Here is a 26,728-nt window from a genome sequence, read left to right as displayed (position 1 = left end):
CAGCTGGCAGGAATCCCCCTGCCAGCTGTGCTTTTTAATATTCGGTATTAACAATTCGCTGGCAGATGAATGGGCCGCAGGCTCCCGCTGGTGCTGTGAAATACTGGGGTCAACCGCAAATCTTTATGGAGGAACTCATGGCAGGCGACGCTTTCCAGCCGCATCTTCAGTGGGGTGTCAAGGCCTCGTTCGTTGGATACATTGCATCGCTGGCTGACGGCCGCATCGAGGCCTCGAATGGCGTGTGGCAGGTCGGCAACGCGCTGGCCTTCCCCGTGCACCCGGCGGTGGACGTTCCCGACAACGAGATCTGGTTCAACGGGCGCGTGTCTTTCTCGGGCCACGGCGGGATGATGAAGCTCGAGCTGAACGAACCGCGCATCGAGAACCAGGGCGAGTCGATCTTCCTGACCATCGACACCCCCGAGGGCCGCACTGCCATCGCGGAACTGACCGAGACCGGAGTTTCGCACGCCATGGGCATGACCCGAACCCGGTTCTCGGCCGTGGTGACTGAAGACGGCTCCAAGATGTTCAACGGGCAGTACCCTGCCGGGCAGGCGATGGAAGAAGTCGAAGTCACCCTGCGCGGCTAGAAAACGCCTATTACAGGGAAACCCTGCACCGCACGCGCGGTGCAGGGTTTTTCAGTTCCTACTGTCGGGAGAACTCGGAGGCGCGGATGACCTGATCCTCGCTGAGCCCATGTCCCGTGTACTTCTCGAACTGCGCGGCGGCCTGCAGGGCAATCACCTCGGCCCCGGTGATGACCTGCTTTCCGTGCTCCCGTGCGGCGGCGACCAGCGGGGTCTCGCTGGGGAACGCGACCACGTCGAACACCGTTTCCGCCGCGGCGATCTGCGCATCGCTGAATGACTGGATAGCGGCCTGTTCTCCGTCCATGCCCAGCGGCGTGACGTTGACCAGCACCTGGTGGCCCGGTTCCGGATCGGCATCGATGAATGCGTAGCCGTACTTCTGCGCCAGCGCCCCTCCCGCGGCGATGTTGCGCGCGAGCACCGTGAGGTTCTCGAAGCCGGCATCGCGGAATGCCGCGACCACCGCCTTGGCCATGCCCCCGGAACCGCGGACCAGCACGTTCGCCGACGGGTCCAGCTCGTGGCGCCCGATCAGCGTGGCGATCGCCTCGAAGTCGGTGTTGGAGGCGCTGAGGTGGCCGTCGGTGTTCACGATGGTATTCACCGAGTCGATGGCCGCCGCCGAAGGCTCGATGGTGTCCACCAGCGCCATGACGTCCTCCTTGAAAGGCATGGACACCGAGCAGCCGCGGATGCCCAGGGCGCGGACGCCGGCAATCGCACCGGCCAAGTCGTCGGTGGAGAACGCCTTGTAGATGAAGTTCAGCCCCAGTTCCTCGTACAGGTAGTTGTGGAAGCGGGTGCCGATATTCGACGGCCGGCCGGACAGCGAGATGCACAGGGTCATGTCTTTATTCAGGATGGGCATGCAGAGCTCTTCCGGAGTCGGGGGGACGAGGTCTTCACCTAATATACGGCGGCTGCAAGCGACCCCGGGGCATTAAAGATGTTTTTTGCGCTCCGAGTCCTCCGGCTCCATCGATCTGGCCGCATCAGCTCCGTCGGGCTTGGAGGGGACTCGCCGTCAGTCACGTGGCATTTCGAACTTCTTGAGTTTGTGCGTGCCGTCGCAGAACGGTTTGATGGCCGAGCTTCCGCAACGGCACAACGCCACGGTTTCACGGCTTGTCGGAACAGCTTCGCCCTCCGCGTCGAGAATCTCGAAGTCGCCACGGAGAATCAGCGGCCCCTGCGGGCAGACCACGATCTGCGCTCCCTCCGCGCTCATGCCTCGACCTTTACTTTCGGCTGGCGCAGGGACGAACGGCCCCGGCCCCACGCCTCAAGCTGGTGGGCTCCCACCAGCGCGTCGATGGCGCAAGCCGCCTGCGCGCCGAAGAACACCGCTTCGGCGATGCTGGGATCCTGCTCGATCAATCCGCCCGCCAGATCGCGACCGGCGATCTGCTCGTGGACCGCATCGGCTTCCACATGCTCATCGAAGTAGTCTGTCACCGGGGAGTCGAAGCCCAGGCGCCGGAATCCGCGTGCATACCTGGCATTGGGGATCGACGATGTCATCTCGTAGATGGCAAGGTGGCCGGCGATGCTGCCGCGCAATCGACGATGCAGGCCGAAGAACGACATCATGTTGACCGACGCCAGCGTGATGGCAGGCAACGACTCGATATAGGCTCCGAACTCGGAGTCGAGCCCCAGCCCCCGCATGGTGGTTTCGAACAGCTCGGAGTGCATGGCGCCGGGCCTGCCTGCCCCGTACTCGTCGAACTGGATCTCCATCAATGCGGACTTTCCGCGCCCTGTCAGGCGTGGAATCGCCCACGAATGCGGGTCGGCTTCCTTGAGCTGGTAGATGGACTTGTGCATCAGGAATTCACGCGCCTGCTCAACCGTCGCATGCCGGGATATGTAGGTCGAGACCGATGGTCCGTCGTCCGCGCTGGCAAGGGCGAAAAGTTGTCGAGCCGTATCCTGGGCAGATCCGAGCGAGAAACTTGGATCCCCGGCGATCTGCCGCAATCGTGCCTCAAACTGTTCTTCGATCTTTGCCCGAAGGCCCAGCAGAGGCGGGTTCCATTCCCAGCGTGCATCGATGCCATCGAACCCGCGGTAGTGCAGTTCGTAGAGGACGAATAGGACAATCTGGATGTCCTCGCTATGGAGGATGTCTTCCGAGTCCAGGACTTTGAAGGCCTCATGTTCCAAACCTGACAGATCGACATCGGGGTCGTAGGTTCTCAGCACCTCGAAAAGAGATTCGCTGATCCGGCCGCGGTCTTCTGGAAGCTCCACTTCTCCACCTGCTCCTTAATGCACACATACTGAAAAAACGACTATAGGCAATGGCCAACCGGTTGACCGGGCCGGGGTACGGATTACCAGAGAATTCACACGAGGCATTCGAGCCAGCTCGAAACGCGCCAGCCAGTCATGGGTTGCTGCGGAGTTCCGAAATCGTTTCCCGGGCGAATTCCTGCTGGGCGTCGTGGACGAGTGCCGTGCCTCCCCCGCGTGCCCAGCTTGCGCGCTGCCGTTGCGCGCCGTTCCCGACAGAGGTGATCCGCGCGAAGTAGTTCTGCACGAAATCGAGATCGCCGTTGTGCGCCAGATGTTCGCCGGCATAGTCGAGCAATTGCCCCAGCACTTGCTCCGGCTCCAGTCTGGTTTCGGTTCCCGCATCGAATAGCGGTCCTGACAGGCCCATTTTGGAGGCATGCCACAGACCGAGATCCAGCAGCCGGTCCTCCACGGTCTTGGCCACGCCTCCCTGCGCGAGACCGGTATCCACCAGAGCCCTAACCAGCATGGCTATGGCCACCGATTCGTCGGCCGTCAACTGCCCGTCGGCCGTGCGCACCTCTATGGTGGGGTTGCGCTCGGACAGGCGCACGGCCCAGCCGATATGTCCAGCGTCGAGCAGGGCGCCGGAATCGAGCATTATCCGGCGCATCCGCTGGTAGTGCTCCATGGAGTCGAACGCCGGAGGAACGCCTATCACGGACCAACGGCGGTAATGCACCATCCTCCAGGACTCAAATCCGGAAAGCTCACCGTTCCAGACCGGCGAGTTCGCCCCAATGGCAGTCAGTGCTGGAAGCCACGGGCGCAGCACGTTCATGGCCTGCAGCCCGGTTGGGGCGTCAGGGATATGCACATGGATATGCAGCCCGTTGATGTAATGCTCGCGCACGATCCCCGGCACGAACTGGCGGATATCCTCGTAACGCTGCCCTTCGGACACCTCCGTCGCTCCGGGAAGGAAGGGCGGCGTGCCAGTTGCTACTGCCGCCAGGCCTGCACCCGCACACGCTTCCTGCAGCTTCTGTCGACCCAACAGCAAGCTTTCCAAGGCATCGGATGCCCTGGTGCAAATTCCGGATACAAGTTCCACCTGGGGACGGAGGAGCTCCGGGACAAGCGTTGCCCCAGCCAGGTTCTCGCCCTGCAGATCCCCCAGTAAGCCGGGCGGGACCGTGGCCAAAGTCGCGGTCTGGGGATTCACGAGGAAAAACTCTTCCTCGATCCCGAAAGTTCTGGGCATGCACTATCCTTCCGGGATGTCGATTCTGCTTCAGCTGGAGTTTATGCGGGCTTGCGGCTCGGCTCGGCATGCCGGCTCCGAATCACAGGAAACGCAAAGAAGAACGCAACATTTCCGCGAACTGCGTCTTCCTCCACATCGCCCGAATTCCACCAGAGCTGCCACGGGTTTCTGGTGATTTCCCATGAGTTCGCGTCGCATGCATAACATCGCCACCGGACTCTCCCTACGCTGGTGCACAAGGGACCGGATTAAAAGCTTTCCGGGTGGATGAAATCGCCTAGTTTCTTGAGGATGCCACGTAGTGAAGAAGCCAATTGATCACGAGAAATTGCATAAATACCTCAGTGAACACCATTTGGGTTCCGCTGCCGGGCTGGAACATTTCGCCAGCGCCAAACGGATGTGGGCCGATACTCAACATGCGGACGTCTTCCACTCCCTCTGGTTGCAGGTTAAGGAAGACCAGCAGGATCTCGAGCGCATCTTGCAAAAGCTGGGCCGTGAGCCCCACGGCCTTGCATTGCTTGCCGAGCCATGGGCTAAGCTTCTGGGCAAGATCAACTTGCTCAATCCCCTGCGGCAGCGCCGCAAGACGCTGGCTCAGACACAGCTCGATGTGCTGACCGGCCTGCTGAATGCCAAGCACAGCATGTGGCGCACCCTGCTGCTCATGGTTGGTGAAGAGCCGACGCTGGACCAAGCCTTGCTGAGCGATCTGAAGTTGCGTGCCGAATCGCAGATTCGCCAACTATCGGAGTTCAGCGACAGTTCATGGGCCGAGCGCTTTCGCTGAGTTTGACCGAACTGAGATACGGAAACAAGTTATATGACACTGCGCGCCCATGTTATCGGCTCCGGCCCCAATGGCCTGACCGCCGCTGCGATCCTTGCCGAAAACGGAATCGAAGTGGATGTCTACGAACGGAACGAGGAGATCGGGGGTGCCGCCGCAAGCGCCCGGGCATTTGATGGCGAGGCCTTGATCGATCTGGGTGCGGCGGCCCATCCTTTTGCCTACGGCAGCAAGGCGTTCCGGCACTTGGACTTGCATAGCCACGGCCTGAGCTGGGATTTCCACGACATGCCGCTGGCTCATCCGCTCGATGACGCACCGAGCGTGCTCCTGCACCAAACGCTCGCGGCTACCACCGCCCAATTCGCAGCGGATCGGAAAATCTGGACGGCCCTGCACGGCCCCTTCGTCAAGCGTGCGCAGCAGCTGCTGGACAACGTGACCGGCCCGCTGTTGCGCGTGCCACCGAACCCTGTGCTGATGGCACGCTTCGGTCTGCGCTCACTACCTCCAACGGCCGTCATGGCCTCCAGCGTCTTGCGCAGCCGACAAGCCCGGGCCCTCTTCTCCGGAACCAGTGCGCACTCCATGCTTCCCCAATCCCATCCATTCACCTCGGGGTTCGGGATCATCTTCGGGTCGCTGGGCTCAAGTTGGGGCTGGCCGGTAGCGCATGGCGGCACCGGATCGATTATCCAAGCCCTGGGCCGCGCCGCGAAATCCCGCTCGGTACGCATCCATACCGGTCATGAAGTCAGGAGTCTCGGCGAGCTTCCGCCCGCGGACATCACGATCATGGACCTGACACCGCGACAGATCCTGTCGATCGCACGCGACAGGTTGCCTGCGCGTTATGCCCAACAGTTGTCCCGATGGCGATACGGAACTGCCGTATACAAGGTCGACTATCTGCTGGACGGACCAATTCCGTGGACCGATCAGCGCACACAACAAGCCTGCACGGTGCACGTCGGCGGCGATGCACCCGAGATCGCCCGGGCGGAGGGAGAGGTCAACCGGGGACGCATGCCGGACAAGCCGTTCGTGATGGTTGTCCAGCCTTCCAGCGCGGATGCCACCCGCGCTCCCGAGGGCAAGCACGTCGTCTGGTCGTACGCGCACGTTCCCAATGGCTATGCAGGCCGTGCCGGTGCTCTTATCGATGCGCAGATCGAACGCTTCGCCCCGGGATTTACCGACCGCGTCATTTCGCGCCGCGAGAGCAGCCCAGCGGATTTGGAGCGCTGGAATCCGAACCTCGTCGGCGGCGATATCGCCGGAGGCTCGCTGCGCGGACTGCAGCAGTTCCTGCGACCTACCGTCTCCCTCAATCCCTATCGTCTGGCCCCGGACGGCTTGTATCTTTGTTCCTCGTCCACGCCCCCAGGAGGGGGCGTTCACGGCATGGGCGGTTGGCATGCCGCGTTCGCCGCCCTGCAGGACCACGGCATTCGTGCCACGGGTGCCCATTAGCAGGGCTTCACACCCTGGCCGGAGCCTTGCTTAAATAGTCCGGGATCGAACTCACGGGGATCATCACTACGTCGTAGGCCGGCCAATCGAGTTCCTCCAGCTCAGCACAGGCCTCAGCGACCTGCTTGACACCGACCTGCCCCGAATGCGGAACCACGAAAACCTCGATGTGCTGAACCTGGCCTAGTTCACGAGCCCTGACCGCTGATTCCTCGACCCAATTCATTCGGGCCAGCTGCTCCTCGATCCTCGACACCAGCGGATGCGGATCGGTGCCGTCAAGGTCGGATGCTCGGCTGTCGAGCAGGTCGGAGGTCGCTGAGCGTGTGCTGTCCCAGCCGTCCTTGAGAATTCCGAGCGAGATGACCAATGCGGCCACGGCATCCAGCCACCAGATTCCCAGACCAATTCCGGCAACACCCACGATGGAAGCCGCGTTGGTCTGCCAGTCGGCCTTGGCCATCTTTGAATCCGCGTACAGCAGCTTGTTGTGCAGTGGCTTGGCGACCTTGATCTTCAGCCGACCGAGGATGAGCGCGGGGATGACAATAACCGTCATCACCGCAATCATCGGCCACCCCTGCCAGATTGTGTGGCCGAACAGATTGACCGTTCCGATGGTGGGATGTTCCGTCTTAACCAACGCGGTAATCGATTCGTAGGCCAGCATGGCGCCTACCACCAGCAACGCCACGCCTGCGACGAGATGTCCGGCACCCATGGAACGGTGATAGCCGTACGGCTGGCGTGGCTTGCGTGGCTTGCGCGTCCAGCGCAGAGCGATGAGGAAGGCAAGCTGCGGAAGCACCGAGAGCATGTCCTCAACCCAAGCCGTCCTCATAGCCTGCGAATTCCCAACAACCAGGGCGACCACTGTGATCGTGCAAGCCGCGTATCCAACGCTGATCCACTCCAGCTTGGCGGCGCGGCGCATCAGTCGCTTCTGTTCCTCGGGCAAATGGGTTCCGGGCGAGCTATTCATGGCATCTGTGTCCGGTCGAGAAAGCGTTCCACTTCAAAGAGGAAAGCATTCTCGCCGGGCGGCACCAGCATCACGATTTTGCTTTCCTTGCCATCAACATCCACGTGAGTCGTATAGGGCCGTGTCATCCCGACTTGTTCGGCCCACGGAGTCTTGGAACTGATCCCTCCGGCCACGAGGTCCAGATCACCGTTTTCCAAAGCTTCGACGAGTTGTTCCTCGCCTCCCACCGTCCATTCCACCTCAGCATCGAGGTTTTCGGCGAAATTCTGAATGATCTGGATTTCGGAACCTTGCAACGGCCCGTTCGAAACCTCCACGAAGTCCGCATTCGGTGATACTCCGACGCTGATGGTCCCCGATCTGACGTCCTCAAGCGTTCCCTCGGGATCCACGGGAATCTGTGCGCCGCAGCCGGCCAGCAAGGGCAGCACGGCCATGCCCGGTAGGAGTTTCTGCAATGTCCTTGTCTTAACCCGCACTACTTTCTCTCCTTCTCGTGCCGTCCAGTAGCGACCGAACGGTGATGTGCTCAATGTAGGACGGAAAGCGAGACAGTTCATGCCCGATCTGGATATCAGAGGAAATATCCAGAATCCCCGATCATCGCGCGAGGGGTCTACTCTGGATATTCCCTGAACCATCTGGAAGCCCGGAAATCAGCATGGAATGGTGGAGGCAAGGCCGATCTTTTCCGGCGTCCCAACCAGTGACCAGATCTCACATCGAAGCAAACGCTTCCCCATGGCCCCCGAGAAAGGAAAGAGCATGAGCGCCAACCACTTCCAAATTCTGGCCAACAGCGAGGCCTGGGTCGTGACTCTCAGCGGGAAGCACCTGGCAACTTGCCACTCACGAGCCGAAGCCTATGACATTGCCTGCAAAAAAGCCGAGGAGCTCGGTTCGGGCGAAATCTTCGTTCATGACGCGACCGGGGAACTCGAATTCCGTGAGAACATCCATACCCCACGGCGCGAAGACCGATAACCCGGATGCTGCTCGGCTGTCTGCGCCTGCCACCGAGAAACGGCAGCTCTTCGGCATGCTCGGCACGCGCCGGAAAGGTCCGATCGCCTCCGGGCACTTTCGATGCCAGCGGAGAAATCATCCAAAATGAGGTCGCACAAGGGAAAGTACCGTCATAACGTGGGGTTATGGAGGAGCGATACCTGAACGTGGATTTCATCACCCCGGTGCTGGGCTTCGGGGTGGCCGCCGTGCTGCTCATCGGAGGCGTGCCGCTGCTGCTGCACGGCTGGTACCGTCGGAAGAAGTTCGAGCAGCTGGCAGATGGCTACCAGACCTACAAGTTGCGCTCTTCCATCCGTGCCGAACTCGTCGCTGGCGGGTTGGTGCTGTCACTGATGGCGGCACTCGGCATTTTTGCGGTGCTCGGCTACACCTCATCGGCCCGGAATCTGCAGTCGAACATCGAGCAGCTCTACAATCCGGCGAAACTCGAGCTCGGCACGTTCAACGGCTCGTGGATGAGTGCGGACATCACGCTGGATGACGGCACGAGCTTCAGCAATGCGCGGGTGGACGTCCGCGCAGGCAACGAGCCATTCATCGAGGACCTCTGGTACCACTACCACCCGAAGCCCCGGGGATGACGCGTTAAAAAATGCCAGGGCGCCGAACCTTGCGGTGCGGCGCCCTGGCAGCGGTTGCTAGCCCTTGATGACCTGCGGCTGGGCCAGGGACTTCAGGCCGTCGAGACCGAATTCGAGGCCGTAGCCGGACTGCTTCGCACCGCCGAACGGGATGCGCGGGTCGATGGTGCCGTGGGAGTTGATCCACACGGTGCCTGCCTGCAGCTGGGCGGCAACTTCCAACGCCTTGGCACGGTCCGAGCCCCAGACCGAGGCTCCCAAGCCGACCTCCAGGGCATTGGCGTGCTTGATGGCCTCGGCGCTGTCCTTGACCTTGATGATCGGCAGCGCCGGGCCGAACTGCTCCTCGGTGACCAGGCGGTTGCCCGGGTCGATGTCGCTGATCAGGGTGGTCGGGTAGAAGTAGCCGGCCGCCGAATCATCCGGGTTGGCGCCGAGCAGCACGGTGGCGCCGGAGTCCACGGCGTCCTTCACCAGGTCGGCGACGATGTCGTACTGCGCCTTGTTCTGCAGCGGGCCGAGCACGTTGTTCTCGTCCAGTCCCACGCCCATCGGCATGGCCTTGGCGACCTCGGTCAACGCGGAGCAGACCTGGTCGTAGATGGATTCCGGCACGTAGAGGCGCTTGAGGGCGGCGCAGGTCTGGCCGGTGTTGATGAAGGCGCCCCAGAACAGGTCCTGGGCGATGGCCTGCGGATCGGCGTCCTCCATGACCACGCCGGCGTCGTTGCCACCGAGCTCAAGGGTCAGGCGCTTCACGGTGTCGGCCGAGGAGCGGATGATCGCCTTGCCGGTGCGGGTGGAGCCGGTGAACATGATCTTGTCGATGTCCGGGTGGGCGGAGAGCTTCTCGCCGACCTCGCGCCCGCCGGCCACCACGTGCAGCACGTCGGCCGGCAGGACCTCGTTGAGGATGTGGCCCAGGGCGATAACCGACAGCGGAGTGTATTCGCTGGGCTTCATCACCACGGTGTTGCCCATGCGCAGGGACGGGGCCAGCTGCCAGATCGAGATCATCATCGGCCAGTTCCACGGGCCGATGGCGCCGACCACGCCCAGGGCGCGGTAGTGCTTGGCGGCGTAGGTTTCACCGTCGTCGACCACGACTTCCGGGTCCACGTCGTAGGCGGTGGCGGCGCGCAGCCAGGCGGCTGCTCCCCCGACCTCGAAGCGGGCGTTCGGGCCGTTCAACGGCTTGCCCTGCTCGCGGGAGAGCAGTTCGGCCAGGGCCTCGGCGTTGGCCTCGATGTTGTCCGCGGCGGCGTTCAGCAGGCGCTTGCGCTCATCGTGCCCCAGCGCGTCCCAGGCCGGCTGGGCGGCGCGGGCCGCGGCGACGGCGGAGTCCAGGTCGGAGACGGACTTCTCCGCCACGCGGCCGACAAGCTCGCCGGTGGCCGGGTCGAGGACTTCGGTGCCGCCGGTCGCCGGCGAGATTGCCGCGAGCAGTTCCTGGGCATTTGCGTAGGCCATTGATTTGGCTCCTTTACGTGGGTGGTGTGGTTAGAGGACTGGGACTTGGTCGGCGTCGGTCTTGATGACGGCCTTGGATCGGGCCGCGGTGGTCACCAGGAATCCGATGATGCCCGGCACGATGACGATGGCCATCAGGATGTACCCCAGCATGCCCGGTTCTTCCATGCCGAGCAAAACGTCGAAGTTGATGACGATCTGGATGAAGATAAAGACCAGTGCGGCTCCGGAGAGCAGCGGGGCGATGACCCGGGTGAGCAGCGAATCGCTGGTGCGGTGCGTGGCGAAGTATCCGATGATCGCGAAGGAGGTCAGCGCCATGAGCAGCACCAGGCCGAAGGCCGCGGAATTGGTCAGCCAGGTGAACATGGTGAACACGATGAACATCGGGTCTTCGCCGGTGGAGATGACAGCGAAGACCGCGATCACGATCAGCGCCAGCATCGACTGGGCCAGCGAGCCGGCGACCGGGGCGTGGGTGCGGCGGGAGGTGCCGGCCAGGAAGGCGGGCAGTGCGCCGCCGCGGCCCATGGAGTAGAAGTAGCGGGCAACCACGTTATGGAACGCCAGCAGCGCGGCGAACAGGCTGGTGATGAACAGCAGGTTGGCCAGGTCCACGAACCAGGCCGGGCCGTGGGTGGCGAAGAAGACGAAGATCAGATCCGGGCCGAATTCGGCCGAGGCGCCGAGCACGTTCGAGGCGCCCTCGCCCACGGAGATCGCGAATGCGGAGAAGGCGTAGAAGCAGGCGATCACGATGACTGCGATGATCGTGGCGGTGCGGGCGGTGCGCTTGGGGTCCTTGACTTCTTCGTTGTAGATGGTGCCGGATTCGAAGCCCATGAACGCGGCGATGGTGAACGCCATGACAGCGCCCATGCCGGGTGCGATCGCGTCCGAGAGGTCGAAGGCGGCACCCGGGGCCGGGGCCTCCGGGGAGATGACGAAGGCCATCACGTTGTAGATGACAACCACCAGGAACTCGGCGGCCACCACGATGCCCAGCACCTTGACCGAGAAGTCCACGCGGTTCACGCCCAGCAGGCCGACCAGCACCCAGGCCGCCAAGGCCATGACCCACCAGGGGATCTGCGTGCCCATCATGGAATTCGCGAAGGAGGAAGCGGCAAAGCCGAACATGCCGTAGATGCCGATCTGCATCAGGTTGTAGCTGACAACCGCGATCATCGCGGCGCCCACGCCGGAGGCCCGGCCCAGGCCCTGGGCGATGTAGGCATAGAACGCGCCGGCGTTGGGAATGTGGCGGCTCATGGCGGTGTAGCCGATGCTGAAGACCAACAGGATCGCGCCGACCACGAGGAATGACAGCGGCACGGACTGCATGCCGGTGACCGCATAGTTGGTGGTGACGCCGCCGGCGACGGCGGTGAGCGGTGCACTGGCCGCGATGATCATCACGACCAGGGCCGGCACGCCCAGTTTGCGTTGTTCGAGTCCCATTGGATCCCCCATTACGAGTAGGTAACTCTAGGATCCCCCGGTATGGCGTGGATCACCTTGGCATTGCGTGCAGCGCTCTTGCGCTTGGGCGCAGGTTCGCCGCCTGTGCGTTCAGGCGGCCTGCTGCTGGCGGAAGCGGCCCGGGGTGAGGCCGAATTCACGGGAGAACATGCGGCTGAAGCCCGCCGCGTCGGGGATGCCCACCTTCGCGCCGATGCGCTGCACGGAGACCTGCCCGAGCAGCGGATCGCGCAGCAGCGTGCGTGCCTGCTGCAGCCGGCGGTGCCGGATCAGCGCGGCGACGGTACGCGGCTCGTGCTCGAACAGCGCGTGCAGCGAACGCACCGAAATGAAATGCGCGGCGGCGATGCGCGCCGGATCCAGTTCGGGTTCGTCCAGGTGCGCGTCGATGTAGGCGGTGATGCGCTGGCGCTGCGCGGCCTTGGAGTCGGCCTGGTTTTCCCCGCCCAGCGCGCCGGCCAGGGCGGTGGCAATCAGGTCAACGGTGTTGCGGGCCAGCGAGTAGCCGCCGAATTCGTCCCAGGCGGCCAGGTTGTTGCCCAGGTGGCGCAGCAGCGGGGTGACGGTGCCGGCCAGCGGGTGCTCGTGCTTCAGCGCGACAGCGGTGATCTGCCCGACCTGCTGCGGGGACAGCCTGAACTGGTCGTGCGGCACCAGCGCCACCATGACGGAGGCAGGCTTGTCGAAGGACAGGGTGTAGGGGCGCTGGGTGTCGTAGATGGCCAGATCCCCCGGGGACAGCACGGTTTCGCGCCCGTCCTGGATGAGCAGGCCGTGCCCGTCGAGCTGGTAGGAGACCTTGTAGTAGTCCCCGTCCCCGCTGGTGCTCAAGTCCTCGGTGCGCAGCACGGCGTGCGGCTTGGCGGTGATGCGCATCAGGCCGATGTCCCCAAGCATGTTGGCCCCGAGCGTGGCGGCGAAGTGGCCGCGGGAGACCTGTTCGCTGCGCAGCTGCACGAAGGCGTCGGAGATCAGCGCCGACCATGCGGAAAACGAGTCAACATGCTGCACCTGATACATCCACGCCCCCTGTGCTCTGCGCCCGCGACTGTGCCGGGCGACACGTTCGAGGGTAGCCCACAAAGACCGAAAAGTCACGGTTTTTCTTCCTACGTAGAGGAAAGATCAGCGGGCTTCGGCTAGCCGCGACAGCCCGGCCAGATGGTGCTCGAGCTGTTCAAGCAGCGATTGCACGGTATTGGCCTGCTCGTCGAGCACGCTTCCGGCCTGGGCGCCCATCAGGAAGTTGATCAGCGCATCGCGCGCCGCCGAAGCCTCCGGGTGCCCGGCGCCCAGCAGCTGCTCCAGCCAGGCATCCAGAGCGTCGCGCCAGCCCTGCATGGTTCGGGCATTGGCCTCGGCCAGCGCCGGATCACCCAGCGCCAGGTGCCAGAAGTGCACGGCAACCCGGGCCTCGTCGCGGCGCAGCTCGTCCAGCGGCAGCACCTCGTGGGCGAAGGCCTCGATGGCCGCCAGCCCTTCCAGCGAGCCGGCGCTGCGCTCGATCCGCGCATCGGTGGACTCGGCGACGTAGGTGAAGGTGGCCGCGAGAATCGCATCCTTGGTCGGGAAATAGATTTTCAGCCCGCCGTTGGCGTAACCGGCGGCCGCGGCCAGGTCGCGCAAATTCAGCTTCGCGATGCCCTCGCGGGCGATGAATCTCCACGTGACTTCTACGATCTCGCGACGGCGCTGGTCATGGTCGACGATTTTCGGCATGGCTTAAGCCTAGGCGCAATGACGCGTTTCACCGCAGGGCTTGCGTCGTGGGTCACAGCACCGTATTCTCTACACCCAGAGAACAAAAAATGTTGTGGATCACATCCCATCACCGAAGGGCTCCAGCATCATGACTGAAACCACCTCCGTGGACACCAACTTCACCCTGCTCGCCGAGCAGGAAATCGCCGCAGCCAAGGCGCTGCTGGTCGAGAACCGGCTGTTCACCGAGCACACCCGCATCGCCTACATGGGCCTTGAGGACCCGAGCGAGCAGAACGCCGACCGCCTGGTGCGCGTCATGCTCATGGACAAGCTGCGCAACGAACCCAAGGACGTGGTGCTGGACTTGACCCGGGGCGAGGTCGCTTCGGTCATCAACCTCGACCCGGCCGCGGTGGGACAGCTGCCGGTGCTGGTCGAGGAATTCGAGATGATGGAAGCGATCCTGGCCGAGGACGAGCAGTGGGTCGCCGCGCTGGCCAAGCGCGGGCTGCGCACCGACCAGGTGCGCGTCGCCCCGCTGTCCGCCGGCGTGTTCGAGTACCCGGAGGAATCCGGGCGCCGCATCCTGCGCGGCCTGGCCTTCCGCCAGGACTTCGCCGAGGACTCCGCCTGGGCGCACCCGATCGACGGCCTGGTCGTCTACATCGACACCATCGCCGCGAAGGTCGACCAGCTGCTGGACTTCGGCAATGTCGAGATCCCTGCCACCCACGGCAACTACACCGATCCCGAGCTGACCGGCCCGGTCCGCACCTCCCAGAAGCCGATCGAGATCACCCAGCCGCAGGGCGCCAGCTTCACCGTGACCGAGGGCAACCACGTCGAGTGGGAGAAGTGGTCGCTGGACATCGGCTTCGACATGCGCGAAGGCCTGGTGCTCTACAACATCGGCTTCGACGATGCGGGCGAGCGCCGCCGCATCCTTGACCGCGCGTCCATCGCCGAGATGGTGGTCCCCTACGGCGATCCGTCGCCGGTGCGCAGCTGGCAGAACTACTTCGACACCGGCGAGTACCTGGTCGGCCGCTTCGCCAACTCCCTGGAACTGGGCTGCGACTGCCTGGGCGAGATCCACTACATCTCCCCGGTGATCACCGACGCCGACGGCAACGCGCAGAGAATCACCAACGGCATCTGCATGCACGAGGAAGACGCCTCGATCCTCTCCAAGCACTCGGACGACTGGTCGGGCGTGAAGTACACCCGCCGCAACCGCCGCCTAGTGATCAGCTTCTTCACTACCGTGGGCAACTACGACTACGGCTTCTACTGGTACCTGTACCTGGACGGCACCATCGAGTTCGAGGCCAAGGCCACCGGCATCGTGTTCACCTCCGCGATGCGCGACGAGCGCTTCGCCTCGGAGATGGCCCCGGGCCTGGGTGCGCCGTTCCACCAGCACCTGTTCGGCGCCCGCCTCGACTTTTCGCTGGACGGCGGGCCGAGCCAGGTCATCGAGGAAGAAGCGGTACGCCTGCCGATCAGCGAGGAGAACCCGCGCGGCAACGCCTTCACCCGCAGCCACACCGTGCTAGCCACCGAGAAGCAGGCGGTGCGCGACGCGAATCAGGCCGCCGGGCGCACCTGGGTGGTCACCAACCCGGAGAAGAAGAACTACCTGGGCAAGCCGGTGGGCTTCAAGCTGCTGCCCCAGGGCCTGCCGACCCTGCTGGCCGCCGAAGGCTCCTCGGTGCATCAGCGCGCGCAGTTCGCCTCCAAGGCCCTGTGGGTCACCCAGCGCAACGCCGCCCACCGCTACCCGACCGGCGACTTCGTGAACCAGAACCCGGGCGTGGACGGCATCGGCTCCTGGATCGAGGACGACAAGAGCATCGACGGCGAGAAGATCAGCCTGTGGCACACCTTCGCGCTGACCCACTTCCCGCGCACCGAGGACTGGCCGATCATGCCGGTGGACACCGTCGGCTTCAAGATCCGCCCCGAGGGCTTCTTCGACCGCTCGCCGGTGCTGGATGTCCCGGAGCCTGCCAAGCACGGCTGCTGCGCCACCACCGAAGCCGATGGCTGCTGCGGTTCTAACGGCTAGCGCCGCCCCGGCAGCACCGGCCCGGGTGCAGCTCGGGAACCGCGTGCTGGGCGCGGCCGTGCTCGGCTCGGCCGTAGTGCATCTGGCGGTACTGGCGCTCATCCCGCACGCGCCGCTGTGGACGGCGCTGTTGCTGGCCATGACCGCCTGGTGCCTTAAGTGCGCCTGGTGCGTGCTGCGCGGCGGGAACGCGCTGGAACTGCTGGGCATGTGCGCGGCCATGGGAGCGGCGCATATCGCGATGGTTGTCGGGATGCCTTGGTTCACCGGGCATCACGATGGGCACTCGGGGCACCCAGGAAGCCATGCGGTCCCGATGCTGCTGATCGCGCTCATGGAGTTCGCGCTCATGTTCGCCTCGGCGCTAGTGGTCCGCCGCCGGCATGCCGGGGCGGCCAACGCGGCGAATCTTCCGGTTCCCGCCGCGCTCAGCCGACCTTGATACCCAAGCCCCCGAGCTGTTTCATTCGAAACAGCCCGGGGGCTTTTGCCTGCCTGCAACAGGGCACATCTGAAGTCGCTAAAAGACTGGCTCGTCACAAACCGACCAGTTGGTCGGGTTTGGCTTGACACCGCTACCGCGGAACGATTGAATATGTAATGAATCACATTCTATTCGTGATCTTGACCTTGAGAAGAGGGATACCCTTGACTGCCCCTTGGCAATCTTCCGAGATCACCCGCGCTCAGTTCACCGCGAAGGCCCAAGGTCCCCTGGTCGTACCACTGGAATGCGCCACGCACCGCGCCTGAACCCGCATTCCTTCCCGACCCCATACCTTTCAGACCAAGGACCACCATGGCTATCACCAACCCGATTTCATTCGACCGCCACGAGGCCAAGGCCTCGCGCGCGCACATCTCCGCCTCGCTGGCCGACGCCAAGCACACCAGCTACTGGCTGGACACGGACAAGCGCCCGGCGCCGAAGTCCGCGCTGCACGGCAGCGTCGACACCGACCTGCTGGTGGTCGGAGGCGGCTACACCGGCCTGTGGACTGCGCTGCAGGCCAAGGAGCGCGACCCGCAACGCGAGGTCGTGCTGCTCGAGGGCCAGCGCATCGGCTGGGCCGCCTCAGGACGCAACGGCGGCTTCTGCGAAGCCTCGCTGGTCCACGGCGAAACCAACGGCGAGAACCACCTGCCCAGGGAGAACGCGCTGCTGGCAAAGCTTGGCGCGCAGAACCTCGACGAGCTGCAGGCAACCGTCGAACGCTACACCATGGACGTTGACTTCACCCGCGACGGCGTGCTGAACGTTGCCACCGAACCCCACCAGATCGAATGGGTCACCGAGGAAGCCGGATCCGAGGGCGTCGAGGTCCTGGATGCCGCCGGTACCCGCACGCTCATCAACTCCCCCGATTTCCTGGCCGGCGCCTGGGACAAGGACAGCTCCGCGCTGGTCCACCCCGCCAAGCTGGTCTGGGAACTTGCCCGGGTTTGCACCGAGCTTGGCGTGAAGATCTACGAGCACACCCAAGTCACCGAGCTGGTCGAGGACGGCGCCACCATGCGCGCGCTGACTGCCGACGGACAGGTGACCGCGAAGCACGTCGCACTGGCCACCAACGTCTTCCCCTCGCTGCTCAAGCGCCACCGCGCCCACGTCATCCCGGTCTACGACTACGCATTGATGACCGAGCCGCTGACCGAAGAACAGCGTGCCGCCATCGGCTGGGATCCGATGGTGGGACTGGCTGACATGAACAACCGTTTCCACTACTCCCGCCCGACCATCGACGAGCAGGGCGGATTCCGCATCCTGTACGGCGGCTACGACGCGGTTTACCACTTCGGCGGCAAGGTGCGTTCCAGCTACGACACCAACCAGGAAACCTTCGAGAAGCTCGCCTCGCACTTCTTCGGCAGCTTCCCTCAGCTGCGCGAGGTGAAGTTCTCCCACGCCTGGGGCGGGGCAATCGACACCTGCTCGCGCTTCTTCTCCTTCTTCGACCTGGCCTACGGCGGCAAGGTCGCCTACTGCGCCGGCTTCACCGGGCTGGGAGTGGGCGCCACCCGCTTCGGCGGCAAGGTCATGCTGGACCTGCTCTCCGGCGCGAAGACCGAGCTGACCGAGCTGGAACTGGTGCGCACCAAGCCGATCCCGTTCCCGCCGGAGCCTGCCGCCTGGGTCGGCGTGAAGCTGATGACCAGCCACCTGGTGAAGGCCGACCGCAACGAAGGCAAGCGCTCGCCCTTCCTGAAGCTCATGGACAAGATCGGCATGGGCTTCGATTCCTGAGCCCGCCGCCAGCCACTACCTATCCAAGGAACCACCTATGACTACCTTTGAATTCACCGAGGGCCACCAGTTCATCAACGGCGCGTTCGTGCGCGGCGAAGGCCCTGCCATCACCCGCACCAGCCCTGCCACCGGCCAGAAGCTGATGGACGTGGACACCGCCACCGCCGCCCAGGTCGACCAGGCAGTGCAGGCAGCGGCCGCCGCGTTCTCCAGCTGGTCCAAGCTCACCCCGGGCGAGCGCTCCGACCACCTGCTGGCCCTGGCCCGCGAGCTGCAGGGCAAGGCCGACCTGCTGGCACAGGTGGAAACCGCGCAGACCGGCAAGACCATCCGCATGTCCACCGAATTCGATGTGCCGGGCTCGATCGACAACGTGAACTTCTTCGCCGGAGCGGCCCGCAACCTGCAGGGCCTGGCCGCCGGGGACTACGCCGGAAACACCACCTCGATGGTGCGCCGCGAGGCCATCGGCGTGATCGGCTCGATCAGCCCGTGGAACTACCCGCTGCAGATGGCCGCATGGAAGGTGCTGCCGGCGATCGCCGCGGGCAACACCATCGTGCTCAAGCCCAGCGAGCTCACCCCTGGCACCACCTTGCTGTTCGCGCAGGCCGCCAAGGACGCGGGACTGCCCGACGGCGTCATCAACGTGGTGGTCGGCGGCGGCGTGGAGGTCGGCGAGCCGCTGGTGCGCCACCGGTTGGTGAAGATGACCTCCTTCACCGGGTCCACCGCGGTGGGCCTGAAGATCATGTCCATGGCCGCCGAGAGCGGCAAGCGCGTGCATCTGGAACTGGGCGGCAAGGCGCCGTTCGTGGTTTTCGACGACGCGGATATCGAGGCAGCAGCTCACGGCGCGGTGGCCGGTTCCACCATCAACGCAGGCCAGGACTGCACCGCCGCCACTCGCGCCTACGTGCACTCCTCGGTGTTCGAGAAGTTCACCTCCCGCGTGGCCGAGCTGATGGACGCCATGGTGGTCGGGGATCCGACCGACGAGGACACCGACATGGGCGCGCTGATCAGCGAGCAGCATGCGGCCAAGGTCGCGGCCATGGTCGAGCGCGCCGTCGCCGCCGGGGCCACCGCCCTGGCCGGAGGCGTGCGCGTTGACCGTCCGGGCAACTTCTACCGCCCGACCCTGATCACCGGAGCGGCGCAGGATTCGGAGATCGTGCAGGACGAGGTGTTCGGCCCGGTGCTGGTGGCGCTGCCGTTCGACACCGACGAGCAGGCCATCGAGCTGGCCAACGACACCCCCTACGGCCTGGCCGCCAGCGCCTGGACCAAGGACGTGAACCGCGCCATGCGCGCCAGCGCCGAGATCCAGGCCGGCTGCGTGTGGATCAACGAGCACATCATCATCGTCTCGGACATGCCGCACGGCGGCTACAAGGCCTCGGGCATGGGCAAGGACATGAGTCAGTACTCCTTCGACGAGTACACGAACGTCAAACACGTGCTGATCGCCCATGACACCGCGGCCCACCGCGAATGGCAGGACACGGTGTTCAAGCAGCGCTAGCCCGAAGCGTCAGACACTGCGCAGCAGCTGGCCCAGTTTTTCCGTCGCGCCCCCCGGTTCGGTGGTGGCGAAGAAATACTGGGCCAGCTGCTTTTGCCGTCCGGACACCCCGGAGGCCGCCAGCGCGGCCACGCGGTCGGCCAGCCCGTTGGCGTGGCCGAGCAATTGGTCCGCCGGCAGGCCCTGGCGCAGCTTGCAGTCCCGGTCCCCGGCCAGCAGCAGCGGCACATTCAGTGCCACCGCGTCGTAGGACATGGCCGAGATGTCGCAAATCGCCACGTCGGCCCAGACCAGCGACTGGCCGGCGTCCGCGGTGGGATCCAGCAGCGAGGTGTAGTTGGACTTCAATGCGGTGATGGACTTGCGGGCTTCGCCCGACACGTCACCGGTCTTGGGGTGCGGGCGGAAGCGGACCTCGAAGCGGTCGTCGGCCTGCAGTTGGGCGAGGATCCGCTCCCCCAGCGCGGTGATGGAGGAATAGGCCATGGCCTGGGAATCGCCTTCCCAGGTCGGCGCATAGAGCACCCGGATCCTGGCGCTCGGGCCGCTGGGCGTCAGCGCATCAAGCTGCGGGCGGCCGATCTGCACCAGGTGGGCGAGGTCGAAGCGCGGGATGGCCTCGCGGATGCGCTCGACCGCCGCCGGGCCGGCGACGCAGGCGTAGTCGTAGGCCTTGAGCTGGTTGGAGACCATGGAGGCCTTTTCGCTCTCGCCGTGGTTCAGGTGGATGTGCGCCGGGCCGTTGAAGCGCAGCATGGTGAAGTTGCGCTGCGAATTGTTCACGTAGCAGATGGCCTTGGTGCCCATCGCGGCCAGCTGCTTCTCGATCTGCTCCATGGAGCGGGTGAACAGCAGCGGCAGGCTGGTCGAGTCCAGCGCCTGCCGCGCGCTGAGCGCGTCCATGAGCACCACCCCGGTGCTCATCCCCTGGTCGGCCAGCCGTTCGAAGGTCTCCAGCCAGGTGTCCAGCTGGTAGATCTGGCCCGGGCCTTCAGCGAAGAACAGGACCACATCCGCCTGTTCCAGTCCACGGGAGGCTTCGGCGATCTGGGCTCGCACCGAGCGCTCGGCCAGCAGGGACTTGGCTTTTCCAGCGGCTTGATTGATTGGGGATGGAATCAACGGCATGCGTTAAGTCTACGTAAGCGCTAGCCCTTCAGCGCGGAGGCAAGGGATTCGATGTTTCCCTGCATCCATTCCAGGTAGGTCGAGCCGTCGGTGATCGTCTCGGTCAGTTCCACCACGGGCACCCCGGCGTCTTTCGCCACCGAGCTCAGGGCCTTGGTTTCGGTGCCTTCGGTCTGCACGTTGTAGACCATCACGTCCGCGCCCTTGCCGGCCAGCAGGTCCTCGGCGTTCTTGAGGGTCAGCGGGGCGATGCCCTCGCCTTCCTCGATGGCTTCGCTCAGCCCGGCGGGGGTCTTGTTGACCATGCCGGCGTCCTCCAGCAGGTGGAACGGCACCGGTTCGGTCATCAGGTAGCTCTTGCCCTCCAGCCCGGCGGCGGACAGCTCGCCAGCCAGTTGCTCGATGTCGGCGTCGAATTCCCGGGCGTTGCGCGTGTAGTCGGCGGCGTTGGCGGCGTCCTGCTTGCCCAGCTCGGCGGCGAGGGCATCGGCCAGCGCGCTCATGGAGTCCAGGTCGTACCAGACATGCTCGTTGTACTCGGCGTGCTCGTGCCCGTGCTCCCCGCCCTCGTCGTGGGCGTGCTCATCGGCTTCGTCCCCGTGGCCCTGGGCTTCCTCGGCGGCGACCGGCGAGGAGTCGACCACATGCAGCAGCGAGAGGTTGTCGCGCTGCTCCTGGGGCAGCGACTGGACCAGGGTGTCCATGAAGGAGTCGTATCCCCCGCCGTTGGCCAGCACGATGCTGGCCTGGGAGACGGCGAGCTTGTCGCGGGCCGTCGGCTCGTAGGAATGCGGGTCCTGCGCGGTGGAGGCGATGATCTCGCTGACCTCCGCATGCTCGCCGGCTACCGTCTGGGCGATTTGCGCGTAGACGTTCGTGGTGGCCACGATGCTCGGGCCCGAGGTCTCCGGCGCGCTCTGCGCATCGGAGGAGCATCCCGACAGCAGCAGGCCGGCGACGGGAACGAGGGCAAGTGAGGCGAGAATTGAGCGGTTTTTCACGAGGAAGCTTTCTAGTTCAGGTTCGCTATTGAGAACTATTCTACATTACTCGTGAGAATGATTCGCACTTAGCGCCGCCCGGCGGCCGCTGCCGCCCAGCGATTTGCCGTGTGCTCCCCCGGTTCCGGTGGCCTTGACCACCAGCACCGCGATGGCGGTCGTCACCGGAATCGCCAGCACCAGGCCGATGGAGCCGATCAGGATCCGGATGACTTCCTCGGCCATTTCCCCGGAGCTGAGCGTGGTGCCGAAGCCCTGGTTGCTCAGCGCGGCGATGGCCAGCACCGGCAGCGCCGCGCCGGCATAGGCGAAGGCGATGGTGTAGACCGTGGAGGCGATGTGGTCGCGCCCGATGCGCATGCCGCGCAGGAAGAGCTCGGTGGCGCTGGCCTTCGGCGCGGACTCTGCCAGCTCCCAGACCGTGGCCGACTGGGTGATGGTCACGTCGTTGAGCACACCCATGCCGCCGATCAGCACGCCGCAGATCAGCAGGCCCGGCAGCGAGATCTGCGGAGCCACGGTGGACAGCGTCATGGCGGCCTCGTCGTGCGCCCCGGTCAGCGCCGCCGCGTCGGTCAGCCACAGCGCCAGTCCGGCCGTCACCCCCAAGCCGAACAGCGTGCCCAGCAGCGCGGTGGAGGTCTTGGCATTCAGCCCGTGCGCGAAATACAACGCCACGAACATGATGGCAGTCGAACCGGTCAGGCCCACCACAATCGGATTGCCGCCTTCCAGCAGCGCCGGGACCATGAACACGATCATGAAGGCGATGCCGCCGACCAGCCCGATCATGGCGCGGGCCCCGCGCCATCCTGCCACGAGCACGACCACCAGGCCGTAGGCGATCGCCAGCAGGGCCATCGGGAAGGTGCGCACGAAGTCAACGAACACGAAATCCGTCCCGGAGTTGGAGCCCACCTTGGACAGGTCCAGGTAGCGCAGCGAATCCCCCGCCCGCGCTTCGCGCGACTGCAGCGTCTCCTGCGGGATCTCCAGCTGGATCTCGGCGCCGCCGTCATCGGGCATCACGTAGGTGACGGTGCATTCGAGCACCTTGCCGCCCACGTCCTCCAGGCCCTGCGAAGAAGGGCAGTCCTGGAACACCGAACGGGTCACGGTGCCGGTGGCCATCACCGCGCCGCCGGTGGTGTCAGTGGATCCCGACAGGGCGAACTTGTCGTAGTTCCCCTGCGGCCACAGCGCGATGACCATGACCAGCGCCAGGGCGCCGACCGGTGCGAGCAAGGCCCAGAGGATGATCGAGGCACGGCGGCGCCGCTTGGGGTCCTGCAGGATGGGTTCGTCGTGATGGTGGTGGCCCACGGGTGCGTTCTCCGCATCGCTCGAGTCGAAGTTGTCGTCCCCAAGTCTAATCAGCCAGTGGCAAGCCCGGATGCCTGCCCCTTCGGAATGAGCGCAGAGATCCTCCGGAAGGTTCATGCGTTTGGGTGGGCCTCACCGGGAGAATGGAAGCATGAGCATGACATCAAATGCGGGGCTTCCGGCCCCGACGGAAAACGTTGATGAACCGCGCTACGAGTTCCACAGGCTCCTGCGGCGCGACGAGAACTACCGCTGGTGGCGTCCGCTGGCGCTGCTGGGCACTGCCTCCGGATTCTTCGCGGTGCTCTCCATCGTGGTTGGCGTCATCGCCTTCGTGATGATGATGTCCAATCCGGCGTTCTGGAGCGGCGACACCGCGGCGCTGGAGCAGCTCACGGTGATGAACATGGCTGACCCGATGATGTTCTCCATCGTGATGATCTCGCTGATCGTGATGATCCCCTCGGTGTGGTTCGCCTACCTGCTGCTCGGAGCCAAGCCGGTCTGCCTGCTGGTCTCGGTCGCCGGGAAGATCCGCTGGGGCTGGATGGGCACTGCGTTCGCGGTCAGCGGCATCGTGTACGCCGCCTACTTCGCGCTGACGTTCATCCTGGACGCCCTGGATGCGGGCGGCGGCGTCGAGGTGCCTGCCAGCAGCATCCCGCCAAGCCCCTTATTCTACGCCCTGCTGGTCATCCTGCTCACCCCGCTGCAGTGCGCAGCCGAGGAACTTGTTTTCCGCGGGGCGTTCATGCAGGTCATCGGCAGCTGGCTCAAGCACCCGCTCTTCGCGATCCTGCTGCCGGTGCCGCTGTTCACCGCCGGGCACCTGTACGACGTCTACGGCCTGCTGGACGTGGCGATCTTCGCCATCGCCGCCGGCTACCTGACCTGGCGCACTGGCGGCCTGGAAGCCGCGATCGCGATCCACGTCGTGAACAACACCTCGCTGTTCCTGCTCGGTTCGGTCGGCCTGGTGGACCTGAACGCCGAGGGCTCGGACCTGGTTTCGCTGCTCATCTCCGGCGCGATGACCGCAATCCTGACGGTCCTGCTGGTCAAGCTCGCGCAGAAGAAGGACATCCAGCGCAGCGTCGGGCCGGCGCCGCGCCGCCGCGCCGAGCAGCACCTGCTGCAGCCGTGGCCCATCGCCTACCCGATGGGCCCGCAGCAGCAGGCCTACTGGGCGCCGCAGGAGAACGGGAACTTCGCCGGACAGCACCAGCCCGGGCCGGACGGATTCCCGCAGACGCCGATGGAACCGGGGCAGCCCGGAGCGCAGGGGCCGGACGGACCAGCCGGACAGGACCCGGACCGGAGCTACCGGTAGCCGCCCCGCATACGCGACGGCAGGCATAGGCAAGCGTGGGATCGCCGAGGCGTTCCCACGCTTGGTTGGTTAAGTGCGGTTGGCTCCTAGGACTTGGCCCACCGAAGCAGCGCGGCGATGCCGGCACCGTCGGGCATGGCCATGTCCGGGACGTAGCGGATCGTTGCGTCGGTCAGGGCAGTGGCCCGCAGCAGGACTTCCGGGGCCGGCCATTCGCCGACTACCAGGTCTGCGTGATCATCTCCTTCTTGGTGTGCGACCCATGGCTCGGCGCTCAGCGCGCGCAGGGTGTGCTCGTCCTGGTACTGGCCGACCAGCACCACTTCGGCCTGGGCCGACTGCAGCGCGGTGACGACTTCGTCCAGCCCCACGGCCAGCAGCGACCTCCCGTTGCCTGCCTGCGCCGTGACCTTGGCCTCCAGGTCCGCGACGGCCGCCGATTTCACCTCGTCCACGAGTTTCGAAATATGCTGCTGCACCTGCTTGGTATCCGCGCCGCCGGTGCGCGTGTGGGCGTCGATGACTTCCACATAGTCCTGCAGGTTGGCCGGCAGCGCGCTGGCGACCGCTTCGCGGGCCTTGATGTCCCCGGAGAGGACGATCAGCCGTACGTAGTTGTCGCGGCACATGTCCTCAATCAGCTCGGCGACTTCCTCCGTGTTCCGCCGAATCATTTCATCCGCAGCGGCCTGGGCCTTGGGCTGGTCGTATTCCCCGGGCACCTTGCGCGCGTGGCGGACTTCCTCCGGTGCGCCGACGATGCCGCGGCTGGCGATGCGTTCGGGTGAAGTGGTGTTGTAGAGATGGACTTCTCCGCCGTCGCGTCCGACCTCTGCCACGAGGTAGGAGAACGAGCCGCCGCGGGATCGCGCCAGCGCAGTGAAGTTCGGGAACGGTCCGACGTCGACCGACGGCGATTCAACCTTCAGCCCGGGGAGCAGTTCGTTCAACAGCACCTCGCCGTCATGCACTGCGATGAAACGGGCTACCGGTGCGCGCATTCCCTGCGCTGGCTCAAGTGCACCGGTGACGGCGCTGATATCCCCAGCGCTTGCCTGCTGGCTTTTGAGCAGCTTCGCCACCTTGTCGGGAAGATTATCTGCTGCCTCTTGGGCGGATGTGTTTCCCAGCGAAGCATCGACCAGTGCGGTGCTCCACGGGCCGGGCTTTCGGTAGAGCGAAGCGTCGATTCCATTAGAATCCGCGCGTAGTGCCATGCTGACTCCCTTCCGCACGCGACTCTCGCCGCGATGCGACTTGATCCGTGGCACTAACCTAACATCACTATTCAGATGCAGGAAGAGGTAAGCGCAAAGTAAGCCGCGGATCCGCGCAAATCAGTATGGCCCCCTGAATCTACCAGCGGCCGCGCCAGTACTGCGCCGGGGATGCCGTGGCCGCGCCCAGCTTCTTGGCAGCCCGGTTAGGCCACTGCGGGTCGCCCAGGGCGGCGCGTCCCACGCTCACGCCGTCGGCCTGGCCGGTCACCAGGATCTGCTCGGCCTGCACTGGATCGGTGATCCCGCCGACGGCCGTGACGAACGCGTCCTCGGGCAGCGCCTGCTTGACAGCTTGGGCCAGCGGCACCTGGTATCCCGGTCCGCTGGGACCGCGGAAGGGCCCGATCCCCGCGCTGGACAGGTCGAAGGCCCGCACGCCCGCCGCGTAGAGTTCCGTGGCCAGCCGCACCGTGTCATCGATGCGCCAGCCGCCCTCGACCCAGTCGTCTCCGGAGAACCTGATGCCCAGGGCCTTCTCCTGCGGCCACACGGCTGCGACTGCCTGCACGATCTCACGCAGGTAGCGGGTGCGGTTCTCCCAGCTGCCGCCGTATTGGTCGGTGCGATGGTTCACCAGCGGGGAGAGGAACTGATGGATCAGGTAGCCATGCGCTGCATGGATCTGGATCAGGTCGAATCCAGCTTGGTCCGCACGCTTCGCGGCCTCGGCCCAGTCCTGCACCGAGTCGGCGATCTGCTGCCCGGACATCTGGGCTGCCGGAGCCAGTCCGTGCAGGTCGCTCGGGGTCGAGGTCAGGGTCTGCCAGCCGCCGTCCTCCGGGGCGAGGCTTCCGGTCTTCCCGGCGTCCTCGTATTCCTTGAGCCAGCCGTAGGTTGAGGCCTTGGCTCCGGCGTGGGCCAGCTGCACGCCGGCGGCGGCCCCCTGGGAATGGATGAACTCGGTGACCGGCTTCCAGGCTTCGGCCTGCTGCTCGTTCCACAAACCGACGTCCAAATCGGAGATCCTGCCTTCGGGCGCCACTGCCGTGGCCTCGGCAATGACCAGCCCGAATCCGCCCTGGGCGTGGGCGCCCAGATGGACCAGCTGCCAGGCGGTCGGGATCCCGTCGCGCTGCTCGATGGAGTACTGGCACATCGGCGGGAGCACCGCGCGGTTGCGCAGCGCCAGGCCTTCTCCGGCGCGGGTAGGGATGGTCGTGGGAGCGAAGAGTTTACTTTGAGGCATGCTAGGTATGACGTTCCG

At 64.9% G+C, this 26,728-nt stretch carries 25 protein-coding genes; 10 read left to right on the top strand and 15 right to left on the bottom strand.

Going from position 1 to position 26,728, the window contains the following annotated elements; translation table 11 throughout:
* Nucleotides 1-137: 137 nt before the first annotated feature.
* Nucleotides 138-596: an HtaA domain-containing protein gene (locus tag ATC04_RS04630; RefSeq protein WP_052772469.1), complete on the top strand. Its 459-nt coding sequence runs from the start codon at nucleotides 138-140 to the stop codon at nucleotides 594-596.
* Nucleotides 597-654: 58 nt separating this feature from the next.
* Here ATC04_RS04630 and ATC04_RS04625 read toward each other — a convergent pair whose 3' ends face one another.
* From ATC04_RS04625 to ATC04_RS04610, 4 genes are all read right to left on the bottom strand, one after another.
* The gene (locus ATC04_RS04625; protein ID WP_047119924.1) at nucleotides 655-1,467 is read right to left on the bottom strand and encodes a shikimate 5-dehydrogenase; all 813 of its coding nucleotides are present in this window, start codon (nucleotides 1,465-1,467) and stop codon (nucleotides 655-657) included.
* 156 nt (nucleotides 1,468-1,623) lie between these two features.
* Entirely contained in the window at nucleotides 1,624-1,827 is a 204-nt protein-coding gene (locus tag ATC04_RS04620; RefSeq protein ID WP_047119925.1) for a CDGSH iron-sulfur domain-containing protein, read from the bottom strand.
* On the bottom strand, nucleotides 1,824-2,852 hold the full coding sequence (locus tag ATC04_RS04615) for an iron-containing redox enzyme family protein (RefSeq protein WP_047119926.1): 1,029 nt from the start codon (nucleotides 2,850-2,852) through the stop codon (nucleotides 1,824-1,826). The genes ATC04_RS04620 and ATC04_RS04615 overlap by 4 nt, the downstream gene beginning before the upstream one ends.
* A gap of 136 nt (nucleotides 2,853-2,988) precedes the next feature.
* Nucleotides 2,989-4,101, bottom strand: a complete 1,113-nt coding sequence (locus ATC04_RS04610) for a YbdK family carboxylate-amine ligase (RefSeq protein ID WP_052772470.1) — start codon at nucleotides 4,099-4,101, stop codon at nucleotides 2,989-2,991.
* A gap of 304 nt (nucleotides 4,102-4,405) precedes the next feature.
* Between ATC04_RS04610 and ATC04_RS04605 the strand changes: the two genes are divergently transcribed.
* Both ATC04_RS04605 and ATC04_RS04600 read left to right on the top strand, forming a co-directional pair.
* Nucleotides 4,406-4,897: a hypothetical protein gene (locus ATC04_RS04605; RefSeq protein WP_047119927.1), complete on the top strand. Its 492-nt coding sequence runs from the start codon at nucleotides 4,406-4,408 to the stop codon at nucleotides 4,895-4,897.
* Nucleotides 4,898-4,930: 33 nt separating this feature from the next.
* Nucleotides 4,931-6,370, top strand: coding sequence for an NAD(P)/FAD-dependent oxidoreductase (locus tag ATC04_RS04600; protein ID WP_047119928.1), 1,440 nt, complete (start codon nucleotides 4,931-4,933; stop codon nucleotides 6,368-6,370).
* A 7-nt stretch (nucleotides 6,371-6,377) separates the two neighbouring features.
* Here ATC04_RS04600 and ATC04_RS04595 read toward each other — a convergent pair whose 3' ends face one another.
* Nucleotides 6,378-7,304, bottom strand: a complete 927-nt coding sequence (locus ATC04_RS04595) for a cation diffusion facilitator family transporter (protein WP_231735907.1) — start codon at nucleotides 7,302-7,304, stop codon at nucleotides 6,378-6,380.
* Between the two features lie 44 nt (nucleotides 7,305-7,348).
* A complete protein-coding gene (locus ATC04_RS04590; RefSeq protein WP_047120885.1) occupies nucleotides 7,349-7,792 on the bottom strand; it encodes a transporter substrate-binding domain-containing protein in 444 nt (147 codons plus the stop codon).
* 328 nt (nucleotides 7,793-8,120) lie between these two features.
* Here ATC04_RS04590 and ATC04_RS04585 point away from each other — a divergent pair, with 328 nt between their 5' ends.
* Both ATC04_RS04585 and ATC04_RS04580 read left to right on the top strand, forming a co-directional pair.
* The gene (locus ATC04_RS04585) at nucleotides 8,121-8,339 is read left to right on the top strand and encodes a DUF2188 domain-containing protein (protein ID WP_146956051.1); all 219 of its coding nucleotides are present in this window, start codon (nucleotides 8,121-8,123) and stop codon (nucleotides 8,337-8,339) included.
* A gap of 167 nt (nucleotides 8,340-8,506) precedes the next feature.
* On the top strand, nucleotides 8,507-8,965 hold the full coding sequence (locus tag ATC04_RS04580; protein ID WP_047119931.1) for a hypothetical protein: 459 nt from the start codon (nucleotides 8,507-8,509) through the stop codon (nucleotides 8,963-8,965).
* Nucleotides 8,966-9,022: 57 nt separating this feature from the next.
* Here ATC04_RS04580 and ATC04_RS04575 read toward each other — a convergent pair whose 3' ends face one another.
* The 4 genes from ATC04_RS04575 to ATC04_RS04560 all read right to left on the bottom strand — a co-directional run bounded on the left by ATC04_RS04575 (nucleotide 9,023) and on the right by ATC04_RS04560 (nucleotide 13,636).
* On the bottom strand, nucleotides 9,023-10,435 hold the full coding sequence (locus ATC04_RS04575) for an aldehyde dehydrogenase family protein (RefSeq protein ID WP_047119932.1): 1,413 nt from the start codon (nucleotides 10,433-10,435) through the stop codon (nucleotides 9,023-9,025).
* Nucleotides 10,436-10,465: 30 nt separating this feature from the next.
* Entirely contained in the window at nucleotides 10,466-11,896 is a 1,431-nt protein-coding gene (locus tag ATC04_RS04570) for an APC family permease (RefSeq protein WP_047119933.1), read from the bottom strand.
* 111 nt (nucleotides 11,897-12,007) lie between these two features.
* Nucleotides 12,008-12,928, bottom strand: a complete 921-nt coding sequence (locus ATC04_RS04565) for a helix-turn-helix domain-containing protein (RefSeq protein ID WP_052772471.1) — start codon at nucleotides 12,926-12,928, stop codon at nucleotides 12,008-12,010.
* 114 nt (nucleotides 12,929-13,042) lie between these two features.
* Nucleotides 13,043-13,636, bottom strand: a complete 594-nt coding sequence (locus tag ATC04_RS04560; RefSeq protein ID WP_047119935.1) for a TetR family transcriptional regulator C-terminal domain-containing protein — start codon at nucleotides 13,634-13,636, stop codon at nucleotides 13,043-13,045.
* A gap of 130 nt (nucleotides 13,637-13,766) precedes the next feature.
* Between ATC04_RS04560 and ATC04_RS04555 the strand changes: the two genes are divergently transcribed.
* The 4 genes from ATC04_RS04555 to ATC04_RS04540 all read left to right on the top strand — a co-directional run bounded on the left by ATC04_RS04555 (nucleotide 13,767) and on the right by ATC04_RS04540 (nucleotide 19,462).
* Entirely contained in the window at nucleotides 13,767-15,689 is a 1,923-nt protein-coding gene (locus ATC04_RS04555) for a primary-amine oxidase (RefSeq protein ID WP_047119936.1), read from the top strand.
* On the top strand, nucleotides 15,664-16,131 hold the full coding sequence (locus ATC04_RS04550; protein ID WP_146956053.1) for a hypothetical protein: 468 nt from the start codon (nucleotides 15,664-15,666) through the stop codon (nucleotides 16,129-16,131). The genes ATC04_RS04555 and ATC04_RS04550 overlap by 26 nt, the downstream gene beginning before the upstream one ends.
* A 357-nt stretch (nucleotides 16,132-16,488) precedes the next feature.
* Nucleotides 16,489-17,934, top strand: a complete 1,446-nt coding sequence (locus tag ATC04_RS04545) for an FAD-dependent oxidoreductase (RefSeq protein ID WP_047119938.1) — start codon at nucleotides 16,489-16,491, stop codon at nucleotides 17,932-17,934.
* Between the two features lie 37 nt (nucleotides 17,935-17,971).
* Complete coding sequence (locus ATC04_RS04540; RefSeq protein ID WP_047119939.1) at nucleotides 17,972-19,462, top strand: aminobutyraldehyde dehydrogenase; 1,491 nt, start codon at nucleotides 17,972-17,974, stop codon at nucleotides 19,460-19,462.
* Between the two features lie 9 nt (nucleotides 19,463-19,471).
* Here ATC04_RS04540 and ATC04_RS04535 read toward each other — a convergent pair whose 3' ends face one another.
* The 3 genes from ATC04_RS04535 to ATC04_RS04525 are packed head-to-tail and all read right to left on the bottom strand — an operon-like array spanning nucleotide 19,472 to nucleotide 22,914.
* Entirely contained in the window at nucleotides 19,472-20,590 is a 1,119-nt protein-coding gene (locus ATC04_RS04535; protein WP_052772472.1) for a CDP-glycerol glycerophosphotransferase family protein, read from the bottom strand.
* A gap of 20 nt (nucleotides 20,591-20,610) precedes the next feature.
* Nucleotides 20,611-21,591, bottom strand: a complete 981-nt coding sequence (locus ATC04_RS04530) for a zinc ABC transporter substrate-binding protein (protein WP_052772473.1) — start codon at nucleotides 21,589-21,591, stop codon at nucleotides 20,611-20,613.
* A 45-nt stretch (nucleotides 21,592-21,636) separates the two neighbouring features.
* The gene (locus tag ATC04_RS04525; protein WP_047119941.1) at nucleotides 21,637-22,914 is read right to left on the bottom strand and encodes a YibE/F family protein; all 1,278 of its coding nucleotides are present in this window, start codon (nucleotides 22,912-22,914) and stop codon (nucleotides 21,637-21,639) included.
* 151 nt (nucleotides 22,915-23,065) lie between these two features.
* Between ATC04_RS04525 and ATC04_RS04520 the strand changes: the two genes are divergently transcribed.
* Nucleotides 23,066-24,244, top strand: a complete 1,179-nt coding sequence (locus tag ATC04_RS04520; protein ID WP_160309098.1) for a CPBP family glutamic-type intramembrane protease — start codon at nucleotides 23,066-23,068, stop codon at nucleotides 24,242-24,244.
* 86 nt (nucleotides 24,245-24,330) lie between these two features.
* Here the strand turns inward: ATC04_RS04520 and ATC04_RS04515 are convergent, their stop codons facing one another.
* Together ATC04_RS04515 and ATC04_RS04510 are read right to left on the bottom strand one after the other, a co-directional pair.
* Entirely contained in the window at nucleotides 24,331-25,461 is a 1,131-nt protein-coding gene (locus ATC04_RS04515) for a hypothetical protein (RefSeq protein WP_047119942.1), read from the bottom strand.
* A 139-nt stretch (nucleotides 25,462-25,600) separates the two neighbouring features.
* On the bottom strand, nucleotides 25,601-26,710 hold the full coding sequence (locus ATC04_RS04510; RefSeq protein ID WP_047119943.1) for an NADH:flavin oxidoreductase/NADH oxidase: 1,110 nt from the start codon (nucleotides 26,708-26,710) through the stop codon (nucleotides 25,601-25,603).
* Nucleotides 26,711-26,728: the final 18 nt, after the last annotated feature.

The sequence above is a fragment of the Arthrobacter sp. YC-RL1 genome (genome assembly GCF_001454985.1).
Lineage (GTDB): Bacteria > Actinomycetota > Actinomycetes > Actinomycetales > Micrococcaceae > Glutamicibacter > Glutamicibacter soli.
This window is presented reverse-complemented; position numbering and strand designations above follow the sequence as displayed.